Below are 24,333 nucleotides of genomic sequence, written 5' to 3' on the forward strand. Positions count from 1 at the left end.
TTATACACAACATCATTGCAATGGGCAAGATAGTAATCAACGAAATTCACGAAACTCAAATACCAAACCAGAAATACAATATTTTTTAAAAAAGAATTTTTGTTTTTACTGAACAAAATGCCAGTTTCCTCTGCTAATTTATAATAAAGAAATAATATTTGTTAATTTGCTTAAATAAATATGCTAAATTTAAAATAAAACTAGTGCAAAAAATAAATAGATGTGGTAAAATCAGGATAAATATTTTGTCATATCGTGCTGAATCATTTCTATTTATGATGACATAAAGGAGAATTTAAATGAACATTAGAAATTTTGTGGATGTAGCTGTTTTACAAGAAATTCAGAACGATTTTTCTACTGCTACTGGACTTGCCGCCGTTGCCGTAGATACTGAAGGTAACTATCTGACAAAAGGTAGTAATTTTACTGAGTTTTGCATGAAATATACCCCTGAAGATAGCAACGTTTCAAAACACTCTATGAAATCAGACATGAAAGAGATAAATGCCTATTTCTCACACACTGGTTTAATGCGTGTATCTGTCGATATTGTTGTTGAAGATGAAAAAGTGGGGACAATAATAGCAGGGCAAGTGTTCACGGAAAAACCAAATGAAGATAAATTTAGAGCAATGGCCAGAGATATAGGTGTAAACGAAGAAGATTACATAAAGTTACTGAATAAGATTCCTGTATGTTCTGAAAAAGTAATTCGTGCTGCGACGGATACGTTGAAAACTACTATAAATCAATTTGTTAATTTAGCTTATATTAAAAAGTTGAATACTAAAAAAATAGATATTTTTGATTCTGAACTAAAAATTTCACTTGAAAATATTGAAAAAATTCAAGCAATGACCAAAGATTTGCAGCAAGTAGCTACTATGGAAAAAATTCTGGCTCTAAATGCTTCTGTTGAAGCCGCCCATGCAGGTGTAGCTGGAGTGGGTTTCTCTGTTGTAGCAGAAGAAATTGGAAACGTTTCTCAAAAATCAGCCCTAGCTTATCAAGAAATTTTTAAACTAGTTGATGTGGTGAAAGATTCTATTCAAAAAATGGGAAATGTCGAAGTGTAAAACATGGAAATCAGCTTTGTTTGTTTAGAAACATAAAAAATTATTTGGTGATGAGGAGTGGATACACATGAATTCTACTAAGTTAAATACGATAAAAAAAGTATTAGATGACGCTGTGTCGAAATCATTGATAGCCGGAGCCAATATACTGATTTTTCAGGATGGAAAAGAGCAATATTACTGTGAGAGCGGTTTTGCCGACATAGAGAAACAAAAACCAATTGAACGTAACTCTATTTTTCATCTGTACTCCATGACAAAACCGATAACAAGCGCTGCCGCTATGATTCTATTAGAGAGAGGTCTAATTGATTTACTGGATCCAGTCTCAAACTATATTCCCTCATTTAAAGATACGAAAATTTGGAACGGGGAAAACTTTGTTACCCCTAAAAATGAGATCACGCTTAAAAACCTTTTAGGTATGGTATCAGGTCTGCCTTATGGTGACACCAGTTCTAGCCATCCTGTCTTAAAAAGAGTAGGAGAAGTTTTTGATGACTCGTCTCTCACTACTTTGCAGTTTGCCGACCAAATTGCAAAGTGCGGCATACTGTTTGAGCCAGGTTCTTCTTTTGCCTATGGCACATCAAGTGATATTATGGGGGCAGTTATTGAAGTTGTTTCTGGCATGAAATTCTCGGAATTCCTCCAGAAAGAAATCTTTGAACCACTAAATATGCAAGATACTGGATTTTGGATTCCCACCGAAAAAGCAGATAGGCTCTCTCAAATATATCGATGTCAAGACGGCACCACTAAACTTTATACGGATAACCATCTAGATATTAACAATAAACCTTTTTCACCTCCTTTGTTCGAATCCGGAGGGGCAGGCTTACTTTCTACTATCGATGATTATATGAAGTTTGCTAATATGTTATTAAATCATGGCCTTACTCATAACGGCTGCTCTATCTTATCGAAAAAAACCGTTGAATATTTTACATCTCCACAACTATCACCACGTCAGTTTAAAGCTCTTGAAGATTGGCAGGGACTAGCCGGATATAGCTATGGGAATTTCATGAGGGTTATGGTTGACCCTGGACAAGCTGTGTTGAATGGCAGTGTAGGGGAATACGGTTGGGACGGTTGGCTTGGCACTTATCACTGCAATAGTCCCAAAGACAACCTTTCTTTCATTTTAATGATGCAGAAAGTAGATGCCGGCACAGATGCCGTGACTAGACGAATTAGAAACATCTGTATGTCATCATTATAGTTCTATTTTATTTAAATTATCACAAGAAAAGAACCCTCTAAATTAGAGGGTTCTTTTCTTGTGATAATTTATTAAGTGATTTCCTTTTCAAAAAACACATTATTGTTTTTGTCTAAAAACTCACACAAAATAGTAGGGTTTTCAATTCCTAAAGTACTCATCTGGTCTAAGAATTTATCAAAAAAGGCTTCTTTGGAATCAATTTGTGATTCTGCAGTTTTTCGAGCCGTCTCTTTAAAAATTTCGCTAACATTGTCATCTAACGCAATGGAGGGCAAAAAATAAGAAAAAACCAGATAACCATCTCGAGCAAGAACACTCATTTCAATCCCTAACTTTTTAAGGCTTTCTACTGATGAAGTATAGCTTTTATTTTCTTTAGAAAAGCTTACAACTTGTTCTAGAATCAATTGATTTGATTCATCTGAAGATTCAATAGGTTCTTCGCTAGGCACTTCTTCAGGAATTTCTTCTGGTGGAGGAGAGCTAGGAGTTTCAGGCGTTGGTTCAATGATAATAGGCGCAGAAGATTCAGGCACAATTTCTTTTGGTACTTCGGGTTCTTGTTCAATAGGCGCTTCCGATATAGGAGCAACTTCAGGTGGCATCGAACTGCTACTTTCTCCCGGTAGCGTTCTTTTACAACTTGAGAGTAAAGCGGTAACCATCAAACCGCATATCAATAATGATAGGATTTTTTTCATTGCATTAAGACTCCTTTTTATATTTCAAAAATATTGCTAATAATAAGGATAACAAGAAGAAAAAGAACAAAAAATGTAATTGCATATTTTGCCTATTTCCGATATGTTCAAAGTTATTTTACCCAGTAATACGAATATAATCATAAAAAATAAAAAAATACGATTCATAAACAATTTACAAAATATATATTGACTTATTCTGACCAAAGTGGTACATTTATAGCAAGGTTTTAGCACTCGAACTCTTAGAGTGCTAAAACCGAAACAGAGGTGAAGGATATGCAGTTGACAGATCGTAAGAGAAAGATTCTTTCCTGCATTGTTTCTGAGTTTGTTTCTGGAGGAGAACCTGTTGGTTCTAAGGTAATAGCTGAAGAAATCGGTGTTTCATCGGCAACAGTTCGCAACGAAATGGCAGAGCTGATTGAAATGGGTCTGCTTAGTCAACCGCATACTTCAGCAGGCAGAATTCCCTCTCAGACAGGTTATCGTGAATATGTAAATCACTTGACAGAGCCCTATGTCCTTTCTGAAAAAGATAAAAAATTTCTTGATTCAGCTCTTTTAAATGAAGCATATGACATGGAAAGGCTTTTAAAAGGTGCTGCACGAGTGCTTTCTGTTTTCTCAAAAAGTATTTCGATTGTCTCCACTTCAGGAGGGCGGTCCGCAAAAATCCGAGCAGTTCAGTTTGTTCAAATTGCAAGACGAAGCGCCATGCTAATTTTGATGAGTTCTGCCGGAACGGTCAAGAGTGAAATTTTTCATTGCGATTTTGATTTAACAGCAGACATCACAAGAGTTTTATTCCGTGCCTTTAACGAAAAGCTGTCTGGTGTTCCAATCATCAGCATTACGATGCCTTTTATTCAAACATTGGCAGCATCCATGAAAGAACTTTCAATATTAACAGGAGCTGCTATGGTGGCTTTACTGAATGCTGCTCAAAAGACAGCAAAAGCAGAAATTTTTGTAGATGGACAGATGAATCTTTTATTTTATCCTGATTTTGAACAGGGAGAAATTAGAGTCATTGTAGACTATCTTCAACATGAAGAAAAGTTAGCTCCACTTCTGCAAAACGAGTCAGAACGAGCTAGTGTCAGCATTGGGCATGAACTACAGCAAAGTGCACTTACCGAAACATCCTTGGTGGTATCACGATATGCTGTAGGAGGTCATGATACAGGTGCCATAGCCGTGCTAGGCCCTTTAAGAATGAATTATCCCAAATTAATAGCAGCAGTTGAATACACTTCTGCACAGGTCGGCGAAATCTTGACAATGCTAACCTACACAGAATAAGTGATAAAATAGAAGGAAAGGGGTCAGAATCTTGGAGCAAGAAAAGGAAGTACAATCAGTTGAAGAAACTGAGGTTACACTTGAAAACAATCAAGAAGCTGAAACGATATCTGAACATTCAAAAGAAAAAGGAAAGAAAAAGAAAGAGAAGAAATCTCCTGAAAAAGTAGAGCTTGAAAAACTACAGGCAGATTATGAAGTACTAAACGATAAGCTGTTAAGAGTTTGTGCAGAATACGATAATTTTAGAAAACGTAGTCAAACAGAAAAATTGCAAGCATACAACAATGCTTTGGCTGATACTGTCAGTGCCATTTTGCCGGTCTACGACAATGTAGACAGAGCTTTAGCGCAAGAACAAGCTACAGCAGAAAGCCTACTCAAAGGACTTGAAATGATTGCTAATCAATTTAAGTCATCTTTTGAATCATTGGGTGTAAAGCCAATTGGAGAAAAGGGAGAATCATTTGATCCAGAATTGCATAATGCAGTTTCTCATATTGAAAATGACGAGTTGGGTGAAAATGTAATCGCTGAAATTCTACAAAAGGGTTACATTTTAAATGAAGATAAAATTATCCGCCATGCTATGGTTCAAGTGGCAAACTAAAGTAAATAATATGTATAAAAGGGATCAATAATCCTATTTTAGAAATAGTATTTTTAATTTTATAGAAATAGAAAAGGAATGATTTTTATGGCAAAAACAATTGGAATTGACTTAGGTACTACAAATTCGTGCGTTGCAGTTATCGAAGGCGGCGAGCCTGTCGTTGTAGCCAACGCTGAAGGTGCAAGAACAACCCCTTCTGTTGTAGCATTTGGAAAGAATAGCGAAAGAATGGTTGGGCATATTGCAAAACGTCAGGCAATTACAAATCCTGAAAAGACAATTTCTTCTATTAAAAGAGAAATGGGTACTGCTTTTAAAGTTACAGTAGATGATACCACCTATACTCCTCAAGAAATTTCTGCCATGATTCTGCAAAAGCTAAAAGCAGATGCCGAAGCTTATTTAGGCGAAGCTGTTACCAGTGCTGTTATTACAGTTCCTGCTTATTTCACAGATGCACAGCGTCAAGCTACTAAAGATGCTGGTAAAATTGCTGGTTTAGATGTTAAAAGAATTATCAATGAGCCTACTGCTGCCGCGCTCTCTTATGGTGTTGACAAAGATGCTGAGCAAAAAGTGATGGTCTACGATTTAGGCGGCGGTACATTCGACGTTTCCATTATTGAAATGGGTGACGGTGTGCAAGAAGTTTTGGCAACAGCCGGTAACAACCGTTTGGGCGGCGACGACTTTGACAAACGTGTAATGGACCACATCGTTTCCACTTTTAAAATGACACAAGGTGTCGATTTAAGTGCTGATAAAATGGCTATGCAGCGTATTAAAGAAGCTGCAGAAAAAGCTAAGATTGACCTTTCAGGCATGACTACAGCTGATATCAATCTTCCTTTTATTACAGCTGATGCTACTGGACCTAAACACCTTGAAATGAGCCTTACAAGAGCTAAATTCAATGAACTAACTGCTGATTTAGTTGAAGGCACCATGGCTCCTGTTCGCCAAGCATTGAAAGACTCTGGTTTAAGCATTAATGAGATTAATAAAGTGTTGCTTGTTGGTGGTTCTTCTCGTATTCCAGCCGTTCAGGATGCTGTTAAGAACTTTATCGGCAAAGAACCCTTCAAAGGCATTAACCCTGATGAATGTGTCGCTATTGGCGCAGCTATTCAGGCCGGTGTTTTGGGTGGCGAAGTACAAGGACTTCTTCTTCTTGACGTTACACCATTGTCCCTTGGTGTTGAAACCATGGGTGGTGTCATGACTAAAATTATTGAGAGAAACACTACTATCCCAAGCAAGAAAAGCCAAATTTTCTCCACTGCTGCTGATGGTCAAACACAGGTAGAAGTTAACGTACTGCAGGGTGAACGTGAATTTGCAAGAGATAATAAGCAGCTTGGTTTATTCAAATTAGACGGCATTGCTCCTGCTCCTAGAGGCATTCCGCAGATTGAAGTTACTTTTGATATCGACGCAAACGGTATCGTTAATGTTTCTGCTAAAGATTTGGGAACAGGCAAAGAACAGCATGTCACAATCACTTCTAGCACTAACATGAACAAAGATGATATTGATGCTGCTATCAAAGCTGCCGAGCAGTTTGCTGAAGAAGATAAAAAGCGTCGTGAAGAGGTTGATACGAAGAATAACGCAGAAAATCTTTGCTATACAGCTGAAAAACTAATCACAGATAGCGGTGACAAGATTGATGAAGCCGATAAAACTGAGATTAATAGCAAAGTTGCTGCCTTGAAAGAAAAAATCAGTGGAACAGATGTAGAAGCCATTAAAACTTCTATGGAAGAATTGCAAAAATCTGTTTATGCTGTCAGCGAAAAGCTTTACAAAGCAAGTGCTCCTGAAGGACAGCCCGGCGTTGACCCATCTCAGGCAGGCGGTCAGGTTCCTCCAGCTGAGGGCGAAGTTTATGACGCAGATTTCAAGGACGTTGAATAAGATAGTGTTGGCATAAAAATCGAATCAAAGTGCAGGGGCAGAACACTGTCCTTGCACTTTTAGGAGTGAAGCAATGGCTGAAAAGAGAGATTTTTATGAGGTACTTGGTGTATCAAAAGGTGCCTCAGACGATGAAATTAAAAAAGCTTATCGAAAGCTGGCAAAGCAATATCACCCAGATCTAAATCCTGACAACAAGGAAGCAGAAACAAAATTTAAAGAAGCAAACGAGGCTTATGAAGTTCTTTCTGATGCTGATAAAAAATCAAGATATGACCAATTTGGTCATGCCGGCGTAGATCCCAATTTTGGTGGCGGCGCAGGTGGCGGTGATCCATTTGGTGGCATGGGATTTGACTTCAGTGATATTTTTGAAGGCTTTTTCGGTGGTGGCGGAAGACGTTCTAATCCAAACGCACCACGAAGAGGCAGTGATGTTCAAAGCAGAATTGCTATTTCTTTTGAAGAAGCTGCTAAAGGCTGTGAGAAAGAGATTAACTATCAGCAAATTGAAAATTGTCATGATTGTCACGGTAGTGGTGCAGCGGCTGGAACTTCTCCCAAGCCTTGTTCGGCTTGTAATGGAACAGGCCAAGTAAGAATCAACCAAAGAACACCTTTTGGCGTTGTGCAGTCTAGTCAGACTTGTTCTAGTTGTCAAGGTAAAGGTAAAACGATTGAAACACCTTGTTCTACTTGCAATGGTACAGGTAAAATTCGTTCGAAAAAACCTCTTAAGGTTTCTATCCCTGCCGGTATCGATGACGATCAGATGCTGAGAGTGAGCGGAAAGGGAAATGCCGGTTCTAACGGTGGCCCTTCTGGAGATTTACTGGTTGCAATTTCTGTCAGACCTCATGCTATTTTTGAGCGTCGAGGAAACGACGTTTGGTGCGACATGCCAATCACCTTTACACAAGCAGCTTTAGGCTGTGAAGTAACTGTGCCCACCCTAGATGGCAAGGTGAAGTATACAATTCATTCTGGTGCGCAACCAGGCGATACTTTTAAACTTAAAGGTAGAGGCATTCAAAGTGTACATGGACGGTTACGTGGCGATCAATATGTAAAAGTAACGGTTGAAATTCCTAAAAACCTTTCTAAGCGCCAACAAGAAATTTTGCAAGAATTTGATAACACAAGTGACGATAAAAATTATCAAAAAAAGAAGAAATTCTTTACCAAAATCAAAGAAATGTTTGGCGAATAAATAAAGAAAACTGTCAAGTGATATCCCTTCACATGACAGTTTTCTATTTATCTGAGAAATAAACTATCACCACACCATGTGTTTTCATAGAATAGAAAAAAACATAGAGGTGAAAAATATGGAAACTGGTCTTACTCTTGTTATACTTATTTTACTGCTCTTAGGGTTTATAGAAGTATTTCGCCGTCTTATTTTTTGGGTATTAGAACCAGACGACACGGGAGATTTTGTGCTAATGGTTCATCCTAAGAGAATCGACGACTGTGAATATCTCATTCGCAGTGCGGCTAGTCGAATGAAGTGGATGCGTTTACGAAAACCCTGTAAACTTATTTGTATTAATGAAAACGATGATGAAGAAATTAACGTGCTTTGTAACTATCTTTCTGTTGAATTTCCTTTTTTGACCGTTTCAAATTTAGAGAATTTAAGGTATAATAGCATTAAATAAATTGTTTCATGTAAAATGAGCAATTCAGACAAACTTCTTGTTAACACAAGCGTTCGCATTCATTTCTTAAATTATGTATATAAAAAGGTCTTTTAAATTTTAGGCAGGAGAAAAAATGGCAGAAGAAAAGCTTTTTGAATTAACCGGTTCAGTTGAACGGGTAGTATACCGAAATGATAAAAATCAATATACCGTGTTAGAGATGAATACGGGAGAAGAGCTGATTACAGTTGTCGGCTCTCTTCCTTATGCCAGCGAGGGAGAAGAACTCCATGTATATGGAACATGGACGAATCATCTAAGTTATGGTGAGCAATTCAAAGCCACAGCATTTGAACATGCACGCCCTGCTACTACAGAAGCAATGCTTAAATACTTGTCATCAGGTGCAATAAAGGGTATTGGAAGCACAACGGCTAATCGCATTATAGAACTTTTTGGCAATCAGGCTTTGGACGTCATTGAAAATGAACCCGAGCGTCTTACACAGGTTCGAGGCATTACTAAGAAAAAGGCCCTTCAAATCAGCGAAGAGATGAAACAAGTATATGGAATCAGGGAACTAATGACTTACCTTGGTACCTACGGCGTCAAGCCGGAACAAACGATTGCTATATGGAAAATGTTTGGTGACGACTCATTAAATTGTATTCGAGAAGACCCCTATTGCATGTGTTCTGAAGAGTTAGCAATCAGTTTTAATATCGCAGACTCCATTGCAGAAGAAATGGAACGCTCGGCTGATAATATGGATAGAGTGAAAGCAGGCGTACAATATGTACTGCGACACAATTTGAATAATGGCCATACCTGTTTACCTGCCGATAAATTGTGTTTAACCGCTCAACATATGCTGGGTGTTGAGCTTTCGCAAGTACAAGATGCTATCTACATACTTTGCGAAGAATTCCAACTTATTAATGAAAATTTTGAAGGAATAGATTATCTTTTTTTACCCAAACAGCATCAATGCGAAACTTATATTGCAGAGCGTATGAAATTAATGCTGAAATATCCCGCACAGGCAATTCTTGATATAGACGAAGAAATTGCGCACATTGAAGAAGATAACCGTATTGAATATGCCGAAACACAGAGACAAGCTATTCGCCTTGCTATGGAAAAAGGCGTTTTGATTTTGACGGGAGGCCCTGGCACAGGAAAGACAACCACGCTAAATGCTATTATTCAAATTCTAAAAGAAAAAGGTGAAACCGTCTTGCTAGCTGCCCCTACAGGAAGAGCTGCAAAACGAATGAGTGAATTAACAGGAGAAGAAGCGAAGACTATCCACCGTTTATTACAGGTGGAATGGGATGAAAAAGATCGTCCTGTATTCAAGAAAAGCGAAAGAGACCCCTTAGAATGTGATTGTTTGGTTATCGATGAGCTTTCTATGGTAGATTCTTATGTATTTGAAAGTGTATTGCGAGCCTTGCCACTTTCTTGTCGTGTTATTTTTGTTGGTGACAGTGACCAGCTTCCCTCTGTTGGAGAAGGCAATATATTAAAAGATTTAATTGATTCCGCTCTTTTTGCCACCGTACAGCTAAAAGAAATTTTCCGTCAATCTATGCAGAGTTTAATTGTGACTAACGCGCATCGAATTGTAGAAGGTGAAATGCCTGTTCTACGAGCGAGAGACAATGATTTTTTCTTTATGCCGTATGAAGACAAATTGGCAGCGGCAGATGTTATCGTATCTTTATGCGCAAACCGGCTTCCCAAGAGTTATCATTATTCTCCTGTGACAGATATACAGGTCCTATGTCCAGGGCGTAAAGGGGAACTTGGCACATACGAACTCAACAAAACACTAAGAGAAGCTGTAAATCCAAAAGCCAAGGAGAAAAATGAAATAAAAATTGGGGGAGAACTCTATCGCCTAGGTGACAAAGTTATGCAAGTACGCAATAATTACCAACTGCCTTGGGCGCGTGAAGATGGCACACAAGGCGAAGGTGTATTCAACGGAGATATGGGTATTATTGTAGAGATTGATAAACCAGCTGCAACCCTCAAAGTATTAATAGATGATAAATTTGTTACTTATGATTTTGAACACGCCGGTTCAGAACTGGAGCTAGCTTACGCAGTAACGGTACATAAAAGTCAAGGAAATGAGTTTTCAGCTGTTATTATTCCTGTGCTTGGGACAGTGTCAAATCTTTCCTATCGAAATCTGCTTTATACCGCTATTACCCGTGCAAAAAATCTAGTCATTTTAGTGGGACAATATGAAACCATTGCTAGAATGGTTCAGAATAACAAGAGAACAAAACGATATACTGGCCTGGTTCGTTTTTTGAAAGAGAATCACTCCGATAGCTTATAATACCGATACGAGAGATTACAAGTTTACGGTACATTTATTAACGCTCTACTTTTTGTAACGCAAACTATTACCGACTGCTTTTCTTGAAAAAAACAGGTAGGTATGGTATAATGATGACGTTCAACAAGAAGCTTAAAATTCAAATTAGCTAAGGAAGATTGAGCTATCGTTGACACAAAGAACTGTTCGAACTTAATCAAAATCTATACCGCCCAGTGATTCGCAATTGAAGTCTTTTTTTAACAATAAACAAACACGATATTTGTTCTTATACATAATAAAGGAGTTGACATTTTGACAGAAACAACGGCGGTAGCCGAGCTTTCACGGCAAGCAGCTTTTTCGGCTGACGTGGCAGAAATTATGAATATCCGTAAAAGAGGGGAGACTCCTCTTGCATTTGTACGAACATATGGCTGTCAGCAAAATGTAGCTGATGGAGAAAAAATCAAAGGCATGCTTTTTGAAATGGGATTTTCTTTCACAGAGAATCAAGAAGAAGCAGATTTTATTCTTTTTAATACATGTGCAATCCGAGAACATGCTGAAGACAGAATTTTTGGTAACGTAGGCGCTCTTAAACATATCAAAGCCCGAAATCCATCTGTTTTGATTGCTGTTTGCGGTTGTATGATGGAGCAAGAAAAGATAGCTGAAAAGATGAAAAAGTCATTTCCTTTTGTCAGCATTGTTTTTGGAACCCACGTTTTGCACCAATTGCCGGAAATGCTTTATAAAACGGTAACAGAATCGAAGCGTGTGTTTATGCGAGGCCATGAACAGAAAGAAATCTATGAAGGTTTGCCGGTTCGCCGAGACGGCAAGTTCAAAGCTTGGGTTACATTGATGTATGGTTGTGATAATTTTTGCACATACTGCATTGTTCCGCATGTACGTGGACGTGAGAAAAGCCGTAAATCAGATGATATTTATCGTGAATTTAAGGAACTGGTAGAGGCAGGGTATAAAGAAATCACCTTGTTAGGACAAAATGTAAACTCCTATGGTAAAGGGCTGGAAGAAGAAATCAATTTTGCAAAACTACTGGAACGCTTAGACAGTATTGATGGTGATTATCGCATTCGTTTCATGACCTCTCACCCAAAAGATGCTACACCAGAGTTATATGACGTGATTGCAAAAAGCCGTCATATTCCTCATTATATCCATCTTCCGTTTCAATCTGGTAATGACAGAGTTCTCAAGGCTATGAACCGCCATTATAACAGAGAAAAATATCTTTCTCTCGTTCAATATGCCCGAAAAGTGATGCCAGATATCAGTTTCACATCAGATGTCATTGTGGGTTTTCCTGGGGAAACCTATGAAGAGTTTAAAGATACGCTAACTTTGATTGAAGAAGTGGGCTATACATCGCTCTTTACGTTTATTTTCTCAAGCCGCGATGGTACTCCTGCTGCCAAAATGCCAGATCCCGTTTCCTATAAAGAGAAAACAGTTTGGTTTCAAGAACTTTTAGATTTGCAGGAAAGTATCTCTGCTGCACGATGTGGGGATATGGTTGGAAAAAAAGAGATGGTATTGGTAGAAAACAAAGTAGAGAAAACAGGCCTTTTATCTGGTAGAACCGCAGGAAATATGATTGTTGATTTCCCCGGTGAAGACGAGTTAATCGGCAATTTTGCCGAAGTGACTATAACAGAAGCCAAAAATTATGTGCTGAAAGGGAAGCTTTCAGATTGACAAGGGAGTATCCCTGAAAGGAGCTATTATGAATATTATTGAAAGTACAAAAGAACTTGGAAAAAACATTCAGAACGATGAATTGTATATTAAATTACAGATGTTAGAGCGTGCCTGTGAAGAGGACGAAGAAATTCAAAATTTACTGGGCGAATTGAATTTAAAAAGACTGGCCGTACACAATGAGGCACAAAAAGAAGAGCGTGACGAAGACAAAATTGTAGCATTGACAGAAGAACATCAGAAAATTTTGGATGCGTTGCTTGCAAACGAAAAAATGAAAGAATACAATGCTACAAAAGATGAATTTGATAAAATGGTTAAATACATGAACGGTATTATCTCCGGCTGTGCCGATGGAAATGATCCGGATGGATATGATGATGATTACGAGAATTCCACCTGTGGCTCTTGTAGCTCAGGCGGATGTGCAGGTTGCAGTGGATGCCGCTAAAAATCGAATTTGAATATAGGGAGTGAAGATATGGCTGACTATTCCCCGATGATGCGGCAATATCTTGAAATGAAAGAAAAGCATCCAAATACGATTCTGTTTTTTCGTTTGGGTGACTTTTATGAGATGTTTTTCAACGATGCCAAAACGGTTTCTAAAGAACTTGAAATAACACTGACCGGCAAAGATTGCGGTCAAAATGAGCGGGCGCCGATGTGTGGTGTACCTTATCACAGCGCAGAGGGCTATATTGCCAAACTGGTTGCCAAAGGCTATAAGGTAGCAATTTGCGAACAAGTTGAAGACCCAAAAAAAGCTAAAGGACTTGTACAACGTGATGTTATTCGTGTCATAACCCCCGGTACCATTTTAGAAAATAGTATGCTTGATGAAAACAAAAATAACTATATTTGCTCCCTTTATTTTGAGAAAATGCAGGTAGGGATTTGTTTTGCGGATGTTTCGACCGGTGAGCTTCAGGTTAACCAACTTTTTGCAAAAAATAAAGCAGAGCTTGAATACCAAATTATCAATGAAATGTCTCGTTATAGACCAAGTGAGATTTTATTTAATCCACAAACCACTGATTTAACAGGACTGTCAGATTTTATTAGAGAGCGTCTAGATGCTTCAGTTGAGTGTATGGATTTTGAAGAATATAATTTATCTACTGCAGACATAGCCATACAAACACATTTTCATAAAACAACGGATGAACTCGCCTTGGCAGATAAGCCCATGATTTTGCTGTCTTTGAGTGCGCTTATTACCTATTTAAAGCGCACTCAAATCAGTGGTACCGAGAGTTTGCAAGATTTGCATTACGCCAATCAGATTGTCATGTCTCTTGATATTAATGCCAGACGAAACCTTGAACTGACAGAAACCATGCGCAATAAAGAAAAGCGCGGTTCACTTCTATGGGTACTTGATAAAACACAAACTGCTATGGGAAAAAGGCTTATAAAAACATGGGTAGAAGCTCCTCTGCTTAGCCCTGCTAAAATTACACTGCGCCAAAATGCAGTAGAAGAACTCTATAAAAACATGCCTTTGCTAGATCAAATCAGAGAAACGTTAACAGGTGTTTTTGATTTAGAACGAATTATGACTCGAATTGTCTATGGTTCTGCTAACGGGAGAGAACTGCGTTCTTTGGCCGCAACTGCCTCAAAAGTACCTGCACTAAAAAAGATAATCGGCAACTGTGACTCTACATTGCTGAAGAACCTAAACAATCAAATGGATTCTTTGGTGGATATCTGTGGCTTAATCGAAAGCGCCATTGTAGAAGAGCCACCTTTTACCATTCGAGAAGGCGGCATTATTAAAACTGGCTACAACGCTGAACTGGATCTTGTGCGGGCAGATATGAATGGCGGACATGATTTAATTGCCGGCATTGAAGCAAATGAGAAGGCCAAAACCGGCATACCAAAGCTGAAAATTGGCTATAATCGTGTATTTGGTTATTACATAGAAGTATCCAATTCTTATAAAAACTTAGTACCAGAGCATTATATTCGCAAGCAAACCATTTCTTCTGGAGAACGTTATATTACACAGGAACTTAAGGATATTGAGAATCGTATCCTAGGTGCTCAGGATCGCTCTGTAAAAATAGAAAGTGAGTTGTTTGAAACTGTTCGGCAGACGATTGCCGGCGAGTTAAACAGAGTGCAGGCAACGGCTAAAGCAATTGGTGTATTAGATGTGCTCGCTTCCTTTGCTTTTATTTCGATGAGATATGATTATACTCGCCCTGTAATTAACATGAGCGGTAAATTATATTTGAAAGACAGCCGACACCCTGTTGTCGAAAGGCTCTTAAAGGACGAGCCTTTTGTACCAAATGATGTTAATATGGATATGAATGAAAATCGAGTGGCGATTATCACCGGACCCAATATGGCGGGCAAATCTACATTTATGCGCCAGGTAGCTATCATAACAATTATGGCACAGATAGGTTGCTTTGTTCCGGCAACTGTTGCAGAAATTGGAATCATCGACAAGATTTTTACTCGTGTGGGTGCCTCTGATGATCTTTCAGCAGGTCAATCTACTTTTATGATTGAAATGTCAGAGGTAGCTGATATTCTGAAAAATGCCACGGCAAACAGCTTATTAATATTTGATGAGATTGGCCGTGGTACGTCGACTTTTGATGGAATGAGTATTGCCAAATCGGTACTAGAATATGTTCATCACAAGAAAAATGTGGGAGCGAAGACACTTTTTGCTACCCATTATCATGAATTAACAGATATGGAAAGTCAACTTTCAGGTGTAAAGAATTTTAATATTGCTGTCAAAAAACGCGGTGACGATATCACCTTTTTGCGCAGAATTATTCGTGGCCCTGCTGATGACAGCTATGGAATTGAAGTAGCAAAACTAGCAGGTGTACCCGAAAAGGTGATTAAACGAGCCAAAGAGGTTCTCTCTGAACTTGAAAATGGTGAAATGTCTCTTTCTCATCGCAGTCACGAAAATCGATTTAGCGATGAACCTGTTCAGCTGACAATGGAAACAGCTGACGGTGAAGTCTTGCAAAAATTACAATCAATCGATGTGAATTCACTTACTCCCATTGAGTGTATGAATCAATTATTTGAACTTGTCAGTATGTTAAAGTAAAGTGAGGTGCTAAATGCCAAAGATCAGACTCTTAGATAAACATGTTGCTGAACTAATTGCCGCCGGTGAAGTTGTTGAGCGACCTTCATCAGTCATTAAGGAATTAGTAGAAAATGCAATTGATGCCAACTCCACTGTTATCACTGTTGAAATCCGCGGTGGCGGAAACTCTTTTATGCGTGTAACCGATAATGGAGTAGGTATTTCGAAAGAAGATGTACCAACGGCATTTTTGCGCCATGCAACCAGTAAAGTAATAGACGAAAATGACTTGTCGGCCATTGCAACACTCGGATTCAGAGGCGAAGCGTTGGCATCTATCTCTGCTGTTGCAAAGGTAGAACTCCTTACAAAACCAAAAGAACAGTCTATAGGTGTAAGATATACTGTGAGTGGGGGAGAATATGCCACTTTAGAAGATGCAGGTTGTCCTGACGGTACTACCATCATTATTAGAGATCTCTTCTTTAATACACCAGCGAGAATGAAATTTTTAAAAAAAGATGTAACCGAAGGCAACGCTATTTCGGGAATTTTAGATAAAATTGCGCTTTCTCATCCAGAAATATCTTTTCGTTTTATTCGTGATGGGAAAGAACAGCTTCATACGCCTGGAGATAGCAAGCTTTTCTCTGCTATTTATGCAGTTTTTGGGAAAGAATTTTCATCACACCTTTTACCTGTGCAATATGAACTGCAAAGCGTAAAGGTAAATGGCTTTATTTCTACTCCAACAACCAGTAGACCAAACCGAAGCATGCAGAACTTTTTTATTAATGGCCGTTTTATTAAAAGCAGAACCGCTGCTGCTGCCTTAGATGAAGCCTGTAAAGGTTCTATCATGATTGGAAAGTTTGCAGCCTGTATTCTTAATCTAGAAATGTCTTTTGAAGCCGTAGACGTCAACGTTCATCCGGCAAAGCTTGAAGTGCGTTTTGTAAATGAACGTCCTGTTTTTGATTCCGTTTATCATGCTGTGAAATCAGCTTTAGCAAAAGATGATTCTAAAAAAATAATGGAATTTAAGAAACCACTGCCATTGCCGGATGCTCCTGTTGAAAAAGCAGAACAAACCGTATTACATACAGAAACTTTTTCAATCCCTAGCGCTGTAAAGTCAGACAACTTCACAACAAGAGAGCCTTCTTTTTTCAACCCTTCTATTTCATCTTTACATGACAGTGGAAACAACGGGAATTTTGAGAAACCACCTATTCCAAGATCTTTGGATTTGTTGCTAGATTCTTCCGATGAAAAGAAGCACAATGAAGTAATAAATGTGCCACAACCACAAGAAGAAATCATAAATCAGAATTTTGTGCAAGAAAACGTTCGGCAGTTCGAGGAAATGAGAAAACCAGAAGTGGTAACGCGCTATATCGGTGAAGTCTTTGACACTTACATTATCTTGCAATATGGACCAAGCTCGATTATGTTGATAGATAAACACGCAGCGCATGAGAGAATTCTATATGAAAAACTTAAAAAGCAATCTGGTGAAAGTGCTGAACAGCTTTTATTACAGCCTGTTACCGTAACGCTTGATAAAGAAGCTTATACACAAGTGTTATCCCATACAGACACCTTGCAACAGGTAGGTTTTGGAATAGAAGATTTTGGACCAGGATTGATTCTTGTACGTTCGGCTCCTCTTTTTTTAGATGGGACAGATGTGGGTTCTGCCTTGGATGAAATTGCAGGGTATCTAACGTCTCATAAAAATGATTTGACAACTGAGCATTTAGACTGGCTCTATGCTAACATTTCTTGTCGTGCTGCTATAAAAGGTGGAAATAAAAGTACAAATGAAGAACTAATTGCTCTGGTTAAACAACTTGAAGAAAATCCCGAAATAAAATATTGCCCGCATGGCAGACCAATTTCCATGTTGATTAAGAGATATGATATAGAAAAACAATTTGGCAGATGAGGTGAGCACTTGATATCGGCAGCAGCAGTGGTAGGTCCTACCGCTTCAGGAAAAACAGCTTTTGCTATTCAACTAGCAAAACGCTTGAACGGTGAAATTATATCTTGTGATTCTATGCAAATTTACAAAGGCTTGGCTGTTGGTACAGCAAAACCCTCGATGAAAGAACTTTTTGAAGTCAAACATCATCTAATTGATTTTTTAGACATAGAAAAACCGTTTAGTGTATCCGATTATGTTTTGACTGCAGAAACTGTAATGAAGGACGTCTGGAACAGGCAAAAGCTCCCCCTAATTGTTGGTGGAACTGGCCTATATGCACGCTCGCTTCTTTCTGGCCTTTCTTTTGAAGAGGACTGTCGCGACGATAACATTCGGCAACAGTTAACTTCTCAAGCAGAAACAGGCGGCGGACAAATGCTCTATGAACAATTAAAAGCCATAGATTTAGCTGCTGCTAACAAAATTCACCCAAACAATACGAAAAGAGTGATTCGCGCACTAGAATTTTGTCAGGTTACGGGCCGGCTTTTTTCGGAACAAATCGAAAATTCAAAACCAGCTACACCAAAATATAATTATCTTATGTTTTGCTTAGCTTTTCAAGATCGTGAAAATTTATATAAGAGAATTAACCAAAGAGTAGAAGCTATGATTGAGAATGGCTTGTTAGAGGAGGCAAAATACCTTTACGGCAAAGTAAAAGCTGGCGCTATTTTACCAACAGTTGTACAAGCCATTGGATATAAAGAACTGTTTCCTTATTTTGAAGGGAAAGTTACTCTTGATGAAGCTGCTAATAAAATTAAACAAGAAACTAGACATTATGCAAAACGTCAGCTTACATGGTTTAAACGAGAAAAAAATATCACCTATTTATATTTAGATGAAATCGGCATGGAGCAAGCGATTGAAGAAGCAGTTTTGCTCCTAGAAGAAAAAGGGATTTGGAAAGCGAAGTGATCATATGGACAGCCAAAAAATCAGAAAAATCTCGGCAACTTTTATTGGTGTTTTGCTCTTGATTTATGTGGCCTATCAATTTCATATGGCAACAAAAAAGGGTATGGAGACCGAAACTGTCACTTATGCTTCTGTAGAAGATTCCATTCAGGTAAAGGCTTTGGCCTTGCGTGAAGAAACTGTAATTGAAGGCAGTGGCACTGGGTTATTAAGTTATGTTGTAGCCGATGGCACGAATGTAAGTAAAGATAGTGTTATCGCGCAAACTTATCCCAATGAAGCTGGTGCTGCTGCACAAACGCAATTATCTCGATTAGATAGTGAAATTTCAGTATTAGAAAAACTGCTTTCTCCGGGTGACAATTATATATCTAATCCTGGGTTAATTGGTACTCAGATTTATACGGCACTAGATGAACTTTGTCAGGTTGTTCCATCTGGTGATTTTTCTAATCTATCCACAAAACGTGATACTTTTCATCTTGCTTTAAGTCGAAAAAATATTATTGCGGGCTTTGAAAAAACAGAAGACTATTCTACCCGCTTAGATACGCTTAAGTCCGAAAGAGAAACGCTTTCGGCTACAGCAGAAAATAAAACAAATGAAATCACATCACCTGTAGCAGGCTATTTTTCTAATGAGTTCGATGGGTTTCAAAATCAACCATCGCTTGAAGAAATTAAATCTTTGTCTGTCGAAGAGATAAAAGCCTTAATGGAAAAAGAAAAAAAATCTGTTTCTGAAAATACAGTTGGCAAAGTTATTACCGGTTTCAATTGGTACTTTGTTGCTGTTCTTTCAAAAGAAGAAACTTTGAAAATGCAAGGATTGCAAAATGTAGACATCCAAATTCCGTTTTCTACTACAGAAAAGATTCCAGCAGAAATTGTATATAAAACAAAGAACTCTGCCACTGGAGAAACAGCTTTCGTTTTTGCCTGCGATAACATGAGTCCTGAAATTGCGAAAATCCGAAATGAAACTATTAAAATTACCTTGGCAACTTATCAAGGCCTTCTCGTTAATGAACGTTCTATTCTATTTGAAGATTATGAAGAAAAACGTTATAATAAAGAAACCGACACTACTGAAAGTATTATGCACGAAAAAGTGAAGGGTGTTTATATTAAGAACGGTGCTAAAGTGAAATTTGTGCAGATTTTTTCAGATAAAACGATGAATGGGTATGCCATTTGTAAAACAACTCTTTCAGAGGAAGAAGAAAATCTACTTGTAACTGGTTCAACAATAAGGCTGTACGACGAAGTCATCATGGGAGGTACAGATTTATATGACGGAAAACTTATTCTCTAAAAGCCAACAAATTTTTGATGAAAATTATAAAACTATAAAAGAAAAAATTGCATTGGCGGCTAAAAAATCAGGTAGAAAGTCAGAAGATATTACACTTTTGGCGGCCACAAAAACTGTTCCTGTCGAAATCATTAATCATGCCATCCGGTCAGGAATTTCTTGTATCGGTGAGAATCGTGTGCAGGAATTTCAAGAAAAATATGATCGGTTGGATTCTTATTGTGATAAACATTTTATTGGGCAATTACAAACAAATAAGGTAAAATATTTGATTGGAAAAGTTAGTTGTATCGAATCTGTAGATAGCCTAAAACTAGTCAAAGAAATTTCACGCCTGTCTGCTCAGATGGATGTCACGACCAATATTTTAATTGAAGTTAACATCGGTCGTGAAGCAAACAAAGGTGGCATTATGCCAGAAAATCTTTTGGATTTTGTTGATGAAGCTCGTCAATATCCCCACATAACGGTAAATGGTCTCATGGCAATTCCTCCAATTTGTGAAGATTCAAACGATTTGACGCCATTTTTTTCACAGATGAATCAATATTATGTTGACATCCGAGACAAAAAATTAGATAATGTATGCATGCAACACTTGTCAATGGGGATGTCTGGTGATTTTGAACTAGCCATTGAACAAGGGGCTACTATTGTGCGAATAGGATCGCTTTTATTTGGTGGTCGAAAATAACAATTACAGTCTTTGAAGTAGGGAGGCATAAAATGTCGCTTAAAGATAAATTCCAAAATTTTTGGAGTGTGCCGGAAGATGAGTTAGAAGAGGAACTGGAAGAAGAGATTCCAGAACAAGAAGAAACTTCTAGAAGATTATCTTTCTTTAGCGGCAATTCTCGCCATAATGACACGAGCAGCCACACGCAAAGAAATGAAAGCGAAGTCAATAACGTTGTCAATATTAGTGGAAAAACCAAGGTAAAAGTGGCTTTATTTAAACCAGTCAGTTTTGGAGAAGAAACTAGAGTTATTGCTGATGAATTGATTCAAAAACACACTGTTATTGTAAATCTTGAGGCAACAGAGCGTGAAACCTCTCGTCGAATCATTGATTTTTTAAGCGGTGTGGCTTATGCGTATGGCGGCAGCATTAAAAGAATTGCCTCAGGAACATTCATTATAATTCCATATAATGTAGACTTAAAAGGCGATAGTGTGGTCGAAGAAATTGAAAATGGAAACTATTTTTAATGAAAAATAACATTTTGTCTGCGCAAATCAGAGATAGTCTTACTATTGCAGAAAAACGGCCGCATTTTATTGGCTTTTTAACAGAAGCTGAGATTGCTGAGGCGGAGTTGGAATTAAAATATAACACAAATGAAGAGATACAGATTATGTTTTGGGGTGGCCACGAACAGGCTAAGCGAAAATTTTTAGGATTATTTCCATTTTTCACAGAACCAAGTGAAGAAAATTTTCCGATTCAACCCATTACTTTTACTTTTTCTAAGTTGTATCCGCTTACACACAGTGATTTTTTAGGAAGTTTTATGGCTTCAGGCGTTGAAAGAGATACCATCGGCGATATTTTAATTGAAGATGGGCGGTGCGTTGCTTTTCTAAGAGAAGAAATTTCTCCATACTTTCAATCCAATATTCAAAAGGTCGGCAAAGTTTCTGTACAAATGAACTCTGGCTTTTCTGGAGATTTGCCAATTGTAGACCATTTTGAAGAAATCACCGGTGTAGTTTCATCGGCAAGGCTAGACTGTATTATTGCATTTTTAATTCGTCAAAGTCGGGAAAAATCCGCAAATTTTGTCAAATCAGGATACGTTTCCGTTAATCATAGAGAAATTTCAGCAGGCGCTAAAACAGTACAAGAGGGTGACGTCGTTTCTATTCGTAAAAGCGGTCGTTTCTTAATTGATCAATTGGGTCCTAATACATCAAAAGGACGTATGAAAATTCGCTGCCGAAAGTACAAATAAGGGGGAGTCGTAATATGTTAACAATAAGAGAAATTAATGAAATTAGTTTTGGAAAAGCAGGGTTCTCAGGATATAAACCTGAAGATGTAGATAATTTTATCGATTCTGTTGTAGAATCTTTCACACAAATGGAAGCCGAAAAAGAAACCTCATCTAGAAAGGTAGCAGAATTAACATCTAGAAATTCTGAATTACAAAACAAGCTTTCGATTCTAGCTGAAAAAATAGAATCTTATCGTAAAGATGAAGATGGTATTAAGGATGCTCTTATTGCTGCTCAAGTTTCTGCTCGCGGAACGGTGAAAGATGCTGATAAAAAGGCTGAAATCATTCTGGCCAATGCTGATCATCAGGCGAAAAGCATGCTTTCTGAAGCAGAAAAAGAACGTAACCATCTTGTAGAAGATGCAAGAGAAGAAGCTGCCCAAATGGCAAGACTTTATGCCGGACAAATAGAAGAGAAGAAAAAAGAGTTAGAAGAAGTTAAAAAGCAAGTTACTGCTTTTAGATCTTCTCTTCTTGAAATGTATAAAAAGCATTTAGACTGCATTAATCATATTCCCTCTTTCAGACATAAAGACAATAACATAAATGAATCTGTGTCTACACAAGAAATAACTGAGCAAGAACAACCCGTGATAACTGCAGAAATGCAACTACCACAGCAGGCGATTATTTCGGAAGAATCTCCTCTGCAGGCTGAGCCAATCATTGCTGAACAGCAGCCCGTAAGTGAATCTAGCGATTTCGTTTCCCAAGAGTCCATTCCATCTAATATTCCGTATCGAGAAGAGCCGCAAACGCAGGTGCTGCCTAAACAACAACCCCTCTCTCAATCTACAAAACCTATACAAGTGGAAAGAACAGCTGTTCCACAGCATTCTACAAATCCGATGATGCAAAAAGTAAACTATGCACAGGGTAAACGTCGTGCCCCAGCTCCTAATATACCAGATTTAACCTATGCTTCGGATGATTTAACTGATATTGGAATTAACACAATGACTTTTAATAGTATTCCAGAATCTCTTCTAAATGAAAAAAAGACAGGCTACACAAATCTTGAGTTTGGTGAAGGTGTCGATGTCACCACCAGATAACGACATTTTGGAGGATAAGATGCCTTTTATTGTATTTGCTATATCATTGCTACTAATTGCTGTTGATCAAATAACAAAATATCTAATTGATTTACACTTAAAACCTATTGGCAATTTTGAGGTAATTAAGAATTTTTTCAGTCTTGACTATCTTGAAAACAGAGGTGCTGCACTCGGGATTTTGCAAGATAAACGTTGGATTTTTATTGTATTAACTGCTCTTATTTGTGTTGCTATGCTTGTATTTCTTTTTAAATACAAACAGCATAATTTTTGGACATATACCTCCATCTGCTTGATTTTTGCAGGTGGAATTGGCAATTTAATTGATCGGATACTTCGTGGCTATGTTATTGATTTTCTCTATTTTCATTTTTTCCCTTATCGGTTTAACATTGCCGATTGTTGTGTTACTGTCGGAGCTATTCTATTTGCAGTTGCTGTAATCATGTTTGAAAAGAAACAGAATGAAAAAGTGATAGAAGATGAAAAATCAGAATGAGAACCTATGCAGTCGGTTAGAAATAACCTCAGATTCCGAAAAGCGCTTAGACAAATTGCTGACAGACAAAATTGACAATTTATCCCGTTCAGCTGTTCAACAATTAATTGAAGGTGGTTATGTCACAAATCGTGCTGGTAAAACACTTGCTAAGAGTGCTAAGGTTTTACCAGGTGAACTTATTTATGTTTGTATACCGCAAGCTCAAGAAGTCGACATTTTACCAGAAAACATTCCTCTCGATGTTGTGTATGAAGATAACGATTTATTAGTGGTGAATAAACCAAAAGATATGGTTGTCCATCCTGCACCTGGACACGCAACGGGTACTCTGGTAAATGCTTTGATGTTTCATTGTCAAAGTTCACTGTCTGGCATTAATGGTGTATTGCGTCCAGGCATTGTCCATCGCATTGATAAAGACACCAGCGGGCTTCTAATTGTAGCTAAAAATGATTTGGCTCATGTCGGTTTGGCTACTCAAATACAAAAACACAGCTTTAGTAGACAATATCAAGCCATCGTTTATGGTAACGTAAAAGAAGATGCAGGTACAATTTCTGCGCCAATCGGCAGACACCCTGTAGACAGAAAAAAAATGGCAGTGATTACTTCTTCATCAAAAGCGAGACATGCTGCCACTCATTTTGACGTTGTAAAAAGATATGATGGTTTTACCTATGTGAAATTAACATTAGAAACCGGTAGAACACATCAAATTCGTGTTCACATGGCTTATATTGGGCATCCTGTTGCTGGTGATCCTGTATATGGGCCTAAAAAAGTAATCACTTCTTTGAATGGACAATGTTTGCACGCTGGACATATCGGATTTGTGCACCCACGAACAGGCGAGCAATTGACGTTTGATGCTCCGCTCCCGGAATATTTTCTAAAGTTTTTATCAAAACTGAAAGAGCGCTGATAGGTGATT

General features: G+C 38.0%; 21 protein-coding genes. 20 read left to right on the forward strand and 1 reads right to left on the reverse strand.

The window, feature by feature from the left end:
* Window positions 1-299 precede the first annotated feature (299 nt).
* Window positions 300-1,079, forward strand: a complete 780-nt coding sequence (locus tag CS931_RS02460; protein ID WP_099204168.1) for a PocR ligand-binding domain-containing protein — start codon at window positions 300-302, stop codon at window positions 1,077-1,079.
* A gap of 67 nt (window positions 1,080-1,146) precedes the next feature.
* Entirely contained in the window at window positions 1,147-2,304 is a 1,158-nt protein-coding gene (locus CS931_RS02465; RefSeq protein WP_099204169.1) for a serine hydrolase domain-containing protein, read from the forward strand.
* A 71-nt stretch (window positions 2,305-2,375) separates the two neighbouring features.
* Here CS931_RS02465 and CS931_RS02470 read toward each other — a convergent pair whose 3' ends face one another.
* Window positions 2,376-3,008 (reverse strand): DUF4854 domain-containing protein, encoded by a 633-nt coding sequence (locus CS931_RS02470; RefSeq protein ID WP_143826221.1) that lies wholly within the window; start codon window positions 3,006-3,008, stop codon window positions 2,376-2,378.
* 279 nt (window positions 3,009-3,287) lie between these two features.
* Here CS931_RS02470 and hrcA point away from each other — a divergent pair, with 279 nt between their 5' ends.
* From hrcA to CS931_RS02560, 18 genes are all read left to right on the forward strand, one after another.
* Complete coding sequence (gene hrcA / locus CS931_RS02475) at window positions 3,288-4,313, forward strand: heat-inducible transcriptional repressor HrcA (RefSeq protein ID WP_099204171.1); 1,026 nt, start codon at window positions 3,288-3,290, stop codon at window positions 4,311-4,313.
* 31 nt (window positions 4,314-4,344) lie between these two features.
* On the forward strand, window positions 4,345-4,923 hold the full coding sequence (gene grpE, locus CS931_RS02480) for a nucleotide exchange factor GrpE (RefSeq protein ID WP_242964877.1): 579 nt from the start codon (window positions 4,345-4,347) through the stop codon (window positions 4,921-4,923).
* An 87-nt stretch (window positions 4,924-5,010) separates the two neighbouring features.
* Window positions 5,011-6,843, forward strand: coding sequence for a molecular chaperone DnaK (dnaK, locus tag CS931_RS02485; RefSeq protein ID WP_099204173.1), 1,833 nt, complete (start codon window positions 5,011-5,013; stop codon window positions 6,841-6,843).
* A 73-nt stretch (window positions 6,844-6,916) separates the two neighbouring features.
* Window positions 6,917-8,053 (forward strand): molecular chaperone DnaJ, encoded by a 1,137-nt coding sequence (dnaJ, locus tag CS931_RS02490; RefSeq protein ID WP_099204174.1) that lies wholly within the window; start codon window positions 6,917-6,919, stop codon window positions 8,051-8,053.
* Between the two features lie 118 nt (window positions 8,054-8,171).
* On the forward strand, window positions 8,172-8,504 hold the full coding sequence (locus CS931_RS02495; protein WP_099204175.1) for a hypothetical protein: 333 nt from the start codon (window positions 8,172-8,174) through the stop codon (window positions 8,502-8,504).
* 115 nt (window positions 8,505-8,619) lie between these two features.
* Window positions 8,620-10,839 (forward strand): SF1B family DNA helicase RecD2, encoded by a 2,220-nt coding sequence (recD2, locus tag CS931_RS02500; protein ID WP_099204176.1) that lies wholly within the window; start codon window positions 8,620-8,622, stop codon window positions 10,837-10,839.
* Window positions 10,840-11,133: 294 nt separating this feature from the next.
* The gene (miaB, locus tag CS931_RS02505) at window positions 11,134-12,543 is read left to right on the forward strand and encodes a tRNA (N6-isopentenyl adenosine(37)-C2)-methylthiotransferase MiaB (RefSeq protein ID WP_242964878.1); all 1,410 of its coding nucleotides are present in this window, start codon (window positions 11,134-11,136) and stop codon (window positions 12,541-12,543) included.
* A 28-nt stretch (window positions 12,544-12,571) separates the two neighbouring features.
* The gene (locus CS931_RS02510) at window positions 12,572-12,997 is read left to right on the forward strand and encodes a YlbF/YmcA family competence regulator (RefSeq protein WP_099204177.1); all 426 of its coding nucleotides are present in this window, start codon (window positions 12,572-12,574) and stop codon (window positions 12,995-12,997) included.
* 30 nt (window positions 12,998-13,027) lie between these two features.
* Window positions 13,028-15,637 (forward strand): DNA mismatch repair protein MutS, encoded by a 2,610-nt coding sequence (mutS, locus tag CS931_RS02515; RefSeq protein ID WP_099204178.1) that lies wholly within the window; start codon window positions 13,028-13,030, stop codon window positions 15,635-15,637.
* A 13-nt stretch (window positions 15,638-15,650) separates the two neighbouring features.
* Complete coding sequence (gene mutL / locus CS931_RS02520; RefSeq protein WP_099204179.1) at window positions 15,651-17,567, forward strand: DNA mismatch repair endonuclease MutL; 1,917 nt, start codon at window positions 15,651-15,653, stop codon at window positions 17,565-17,567.
* 9 nt (window positions 17,568-17,576) lie between these two features.
* Complete coding sequence (miaA, locus tag CS931_RS02525; protein ID WP_099204180.1) at window positions 17,577-18,530, forward strand: tRNA (adenosine(37)-N6)-dimethylallyltransferase MiaA; 954 nt, start codon at window positions 17,577-17,579, stop codon at window positions 18,528-18,530.
* Window positions 18,531-18,534: 4 nt separating this feature from the next.
* On the forward strand, window positions 18,535-19,845 hold the full coding sequence (locus tag CS931_RS02530) for a biotin/lipoyl attachment domain-containing protein (RefSeq protein ID WP_099204181.1): 1,311 nt from the start codon (window positions 18,535-18,537) through the stop codon (window positions 19,843-19,845).
* Window positions 19,823-20,539, forward strand: coding sequence for a YggS family pyridoxal phosphate-dependent enzyme (locus tag CS931_RS02535; RefSeq protein ID WP_099204182.1), 717 nt, complete (start codon window positions 19,823-19,825; stop codon window positions 20,537-20,539). The genes CS931_RS02530 and CS931_RS02535 overlap by 23 nt, the downstream gene beginning before the upstream one ends.
* A 32-nt stretch (window positions 20,540-20,571) precedes the next feature.
* Window positions 20,572-21,054 (forward strand): cell division protein SepF, encoded by a 483-nt coding sequence (locus tag CS931_RS02540; protein ID WP_099204183.1) that lies wholly within the window; start codon window positions 20,572-20,574, stop codon window positions 21,052-21,054.
* A complete protein-coding gene (locus CS931_RS02545; RefSeq protein ID WP_099204184.1) occupies window positions 21,054-21,797 on the forward strand; it encodes a YlmH/Sll1252 family protein in 744 nt (247 codons plus the stop codon). Before CS931_RS02540 ends, CS931_RS02545 begins: the two co-directional genes overlap by 1 nt.
* A gap of 14 nt (window positions 21,798-21,811) precedes the next feature.
* Window positions 21,812-22,897 (forward strand): DivIVA domain-containing protein, encoded by a 1,086-nt coding sequence (locus tag CS931_RS02550; RefSeq protein ID WP_099204185.1) that lies wholly within the window; start codon window positions 21,812-21,814, stop codon window positions 22,895-22,897.
* On the forward strand, window positions 22,881-23,399 hold the full coding sequence (gene lspA, locus CS931_RS02555; protein WP_159459722.1) for a signal peptidase II: 519 nt from the start codon (window positions 22,881-22,883) through the stop codon (window positions 23,397-23,399). Before CS931_RS02550 ends, lspA begins: the two co-directional genes overlap by 17 nt.
* Window positions 23,383-24,324, forward strand: a complete 942-nt coding sequence (locus tag CS931_RS02560; RefSeq protein ID WP_099204187.1) for an RluA family pseudouridine synthase — start codon at window positions 23,383-23,385, stop codon at window positions 24,322-24,324. The genes lspA and CS931_RS02560 overlap by 17 nt, the downstream gene beginning before the upstream one ends.
* Window positions 24,325-24,333: the final 9 nt, after the last annotated feature.

It is taken from the genome of Scatolibacter rhodanostii (assembly GCF_900197595.1).
Lineage (GTDB): Bacteria > Bacillota > Clostridia > Oscillospirales > Acutalibacteraceae > Scatolibacter > Scatolibacter rhodanostii.

Excerpts from the sequence above, each read along its gene's own strand:
- CS931_RS02540 (WP_099204183.1), top strand. The coding sequence starts at position 20,572 with ATGTCGCTTAAAGATAAATTCCAAAATTTTTGGAGTGTGCCGGAAGAT.
- CS931_RS02470 (WP_143826221.1), bottom strand. The coding sequence starts at position 3,008 with ATGAAAAAAATCCTATCATTATTGATATGCGGTTTGATGGTTACCGCT.
- dnaK (WP_099204173.1), top strand. The coding sequence starts at position 5,011 with ATGGCAAAAACAATTGGAATTGACTTAGGTACTACAAATTCGTGCGTT.
- CS931_RS02465 (WP_099204169.1), top strand. The coding sequence starts at position 1,147 with ATGAATTCTACTAAGTTAAATACGATAAAAAAAGTATTAGATGACGCT.
- dnaJ (WP_099204174.1), top strand. The coding sequence starts at position 6,917 with ATGGCTGAAAAGAGAGATTTTTATGAGGTACTTGGTGTATCAAAAGGT.
- CS931_RS02560 (WP_099204187.1), top strand. The coding sequence starts at position 23,383 with ATGAAAAATCAGAATGAGAACCTATGCAGTCGGTTAGAAATAACCTCA.
- CS931_RS02495 (WP_099204175.1), top strand. The coding sequence starts at position 8,172 with ATGGAAACTGGTCTTACTCTTGTTATACTTATTTTACTGCTCTTAGGG.
- CS931_RS02535 (WP_099204182.1), top strand. The coding sequence starts at position 19,823 with ATGACGGAAAACTTATTCTCTAAAAGCCAACAAATTTTTGATGAAAAT.
- CS931_RS02460 (WP_099204168.1), top strand. The coding sequence starts at position 300 with ATGAACATTAGAAATTTTGTGGATGTAGCTGTTTTACAAGAAATTCAG.
- CS931_RS02510 (WP_099204177.1), top strand. The coding sequence starts at position 12,572 with ATGAATATTATTGAAAGTACAAAAGAACTTGGAAAAAACATTCAGAAC.
- CS931_RS02530 (WP_099204181.1), top strand. The coding sequence starts at position 18,535 with ATGGACAGCCAAAAAATCAGAAAAATCTCGGCAACTTTTATTGGTGTT.
- mutL (WP_099204179.1), top strand. The coding sequence starts at position 15,651 with ATGCCAAAGATCAGACTCTTAGATAAACATGTTGCTGAACTAATTGCC.
- CS931_RS02545 (WP_099204184.1), top strand. The coding sequence starts at position 21,054 with ATGAAAAATAACATTTTGTCTGCGCAAATCAGAGATAGTCTTACTATT.
- hrcA (WP_099204171.1), top strand. The coding sequence starts at position 3,288 with ATGCAGTTGACAGATCGTAAGAGAAAGATTCTTTCCTGCATTGTTTCT.
- mutS (WP_099204178.1), top strand. The coding sequence starts at position 13,028 with ATGGCTGACTATTCCCCGATGATGCGGCAATATCTTGAAATGAAAGAA.
- recD2 (WP_099204176.1), top strand. The coding sequence starts at position 8,620 with ATGGCAGAAGAAAAGCTTTTTGAATTAACCGGTTCAGTTGAACGGGTA.
- CS931_RS02550 (WP_099204185.1), top strand. The coding sequence starts at position 21,812 with ATGTTAACAATAAGAGAAATTAATGAAATTAGTTTTGGAAAAGCAGGG.
- lspA (WP_159459722.1), top strand. The coding sequence starts at position 22,881 with ATGTCACCACCAGATAACGACATTTTGGAGGATAAGATGCCTTTTATT.